Genomic DNA, 3,267 nt, shown 5'->3' on the forward strand with positions numbered 1-3,267 from the left:
CAGATCGTGCACGATCTGCTTGCCGCCACCCCCGCCGTGCGCGGCTACCACGCCCTTCTGACGCGCAAGGCCGGACCGCGGCGCTTCGTGGAGTTCCACATGGTGCTCGATGGGCACATGTCGGTGGTCGACTCGCACGATGTAGCCATGGATGTGAGCCGGAAGATCGAGAGCAGGCTGTCCGGATCGCGCGTGGTGACCCACGTGGAACCGTGCCTCGGGCGATGCCCACCTCGCTGTCTTGCGGGCTGTCTCCTCACCCCTGAGCGCCGCGCGCAGGTACAGGCGGAGAACGGCGTGGTCCCCGACGCGGAGGGGGCGCTCCCCCTCTCGTCATCGTCTGCGCCCCCGTCGAGCGACGCGGCGAAAAGCCCTGAAGGAGGTTCCCTGTCGTGACCGCATCGCTCCCGTCTTCGCTCGGCTTCACATTCGACAACACGTTCCACCGCGAGATGGACGGCTTCTACGTGCCGTGGCAGGCCGCCCCGGCGACTCATCCCAGACTGGTGAAGCTGAACCGTGATCTGGCGCGTCAGCTTGGCCTCGCCGAAGACGCCCTCGACAGCGAGATCGGCGCGCGCATCTTCAGCGGCACCGAGACGCCAGAAGGCGCCGCCCCCGTGGCCCAGGTCTACGCCGGACATCAGTTCGGAGGATTCGCCCCACGACTGGGTGACGGCCGCGCGCTGCTGCTGGGCGAGGTGATCGACCGAGACGGACAGCGACGCGACATCGCGTTCAAGGGGTCCGGTGCCACCCCGTTCTCACGCGGAGGCGACGGACTTGCGGCCCTGGGGCCCGTGCTGCGTGAGTACATCATCGGCGAGGCCATGCACGCCCTCAGAATCCCCACGACCCGCGCGCTCGCCGCAACGACCACCGGAGAGTGGGTCTACCGCGAGCGCCGCCTGCCGGGGGCCGTTCTCACCCGCGTGGCGGCGAGTCACATCCGTGTGGGCACGTTCGAGTACTTCGCGGCGCGAGGAGAACGCGACCAGGTGAGGCGTCTCGCCGACTACGTCATCGCGCGACACTACCCGGAGATCTCAGCGGAACCCCACCGATACGCGCGCCTCCTCGAAGCGGTCTGCGAGCGGCAGGCCGCGCTCGTGGCGAAGTGGATGCTCGTCGGATTCATTCACGGGGTGATGAACACCGACAACATGACCCTCTCCGGCGAGACCATCGACTACGGCCCGTGCGCCTTCATGGATCGCTTTGATCCTGCCACGGTGTTCAGCTCGATCGATCACGGCGGTCGCTACGCCTACGGCAACCAGCCCGGCATCGCGACCTGGAATCTCGCCCGCCTGGCCGACACGCTGCTCCCCCTGTTCGACGGGTTCGACGACACGCCCGAGCCCGCCGTCGAACAAGCCACCGATACGGTGAAGGGCTTCCTCGATCGATACTGGCGGCACTGGCTCACCGGCATGCGCGAAAAGCTCGGGCTCGAGCGCGCGCACGACGACGATCTCGAGCTGGCACGCGGATTCCTCGAGGTGATGAAGAAGGGCCGCACCGACTACACGCTGGTCTTCCGCGCGCTTGCTGACGCAGCCGAGGGAGATGAAGCCCCGCTTCGAACCCACTTCAAAGACGCGACCTCGATTGACAGCTGGCTCGAATCGTGGCGGAAACGCCTGTCGCTCGATGACGTCACGTCAGAGGCTCGGGCGCGGTCGATGCGCGCCGTGAACCCACGCTTCATCGCCCGCAATCACCGTGTCGAGGAAGCGCTCGAAGCGGCTGTGGAGAGAGACGACTACGGCCCGTTCGAGACGCTGCTGCAGGTTCTCGCCCGTCCCTTCGACGAGCAGCCTGACGCTGATGAATACGCCAGACCCTCGCCGGGACACGCCGACACCTACCAGACGTTCTGTGGCACGTGACGTGAGCGGCACACATGCGCTGGTCCCCTGAAAACGGCGACCTGCATGGTGAACCGTCTACTTGGGGGTGCTCCTGCGGTGAGAAGGTCGTCACCGCTCTCGGCCATCCTCCGCATCAGCGATCTGCGCCGTCATCATTCCCGAGGCTCTAGGTGACCCCGGGTACCTGCCGCATCGACGACTGGTTTCCTGAAGGCGTTCCGATTCCGCTGCCGGGAGTCTGAACGGGACCGTTTCCGCTCGGCCCAGCTCCCCCGCCCGCGCCGGGTCTGATTCAGTACGGGGGATGCACTTTTTTGAGATTCTCCCATTCTGCACAGGAAGCAGCCCCCCCCACCTTCCGTGCTTCCCTCGCTTCTTCCGGGAGAACGCCCGGAAGAAGCAGGGGAAGCACGGTGAGGGCGTGATGATCGAAGTCTGTTTACAAGTTGTCCAAGACTTGTTCTCGGATTGGTCACATCGAGGCAACATCCCAACGCTACCATCAACACATGCAGATCAGTCCACAGCCCGTCGGCAAGAGAATCGCAGCCTGTCGCCGATCAATGGGGTTCACGCAGCGAACCTTCGCCAGAGCAATTGGCCGTTCACCAGGCTGGGTTGCCAAGATCGAGACAGGGGAACGCACCCTCGACCGCCCCATGCTCGAGAAGGTGAGCACCGTGCTTGGAATCGCGCCTGAAGAGCTCGTGGCCGCCACCGACTGGAACCCCGATGACCCTCGCCCCCGAGCGCTCGAGCGGCTGCGACGCCGTCCCATCGCGCGTCGGTTCAGACGCGCGTTCGGCACCTTCTACGTGAAGCGCGCGAACGGCAGTCCACGTCGCCGGAAAGCCCTCTACACCACATACTCCCGCACCGTGAAGACGCTGGTACGGCGTGTGCGGCAGCGACGTGATCTGAAGTGGTGCAATGTGTACAAGGTGCGCGTCACCACGGCAGGAGAAGCCACCTGGGTGCTGCACGCACTCGCGCGAGGCGCTGTTGTCGAGGTCTGTTCACCTGTCGAAGCGGGAATGCGCCTGATGGTCGCGTCGGCCACCGATCCGCCAGTGTACATGGGAGATCGGCGACAGTGGTGCCTGCGCATGCGCGACGGTGATCTCCAGGTGATCATGTTCGCCCAGGTGCGCTTCCTCGGACTCTCCGGAACGGCCTACCGAGCCGATTTCGTGGTGGGCGCCCTGCTCCAGGATCGGGTGGTCTGGGCGGTTGTCGAGATCGACGAGCCCCCTCACGAAGACGAAGTCGAAAAAGACAGGCTGCGCGACAAGGACGTTCCCATAGAGACCGTTCGCATCCCGGATCGTCGCCTGAGGGAAGAGGGCATTCTTCCCGAGGTGCTCAGTCTTCTGCGCAGCCGCCTGAACACGGT

The 3,267-nt window shown here is 65.2% G+C and carries 3 protein-coding genes; all 3 read left to right on the forward strand.

Features of this window, described 5'->3' with window-relative positions; all coding sequences use genetic code 11:
- Positions 1 to 396, forward strand: a 396-nt coding sequence (locus EB084_22270) for a hypothetical protein (GenBank protein NDD30990.1), incomplete at its 5' end; no start/stop codon positions are given.
- Positions 397 to 452: 56 nt separating this feature from the next.
- Complete coding sequence (locus EB084_22275) at positions 453 to 1,892, forward strand: YdiU family protein (GenBank protein ID NDD30991.1); 1,440 nt, start codon at positions 453 to 455, stop codon at positions 1,890 to 1,892.
- A 545-nt stretch (positions 1,893 to 2,437) separates the two neighbouring features.
- On the forward strand, positions 2,438 to 3,267 hold an 830-nt coding region (locus EB084_22280), incomplete at its 3' end, for an XRE family transcriptional regulator (protein ID NDD30992.1).

The sequence above is a fragment of the Pseudomonadota bacterium genome, assembly GCA_010028905.1.
Classification (GTDB): Bacteria; Vulcanimicrobiota; Xenobia; order RGZZ01; family RGZZ01; genus RGZZ01.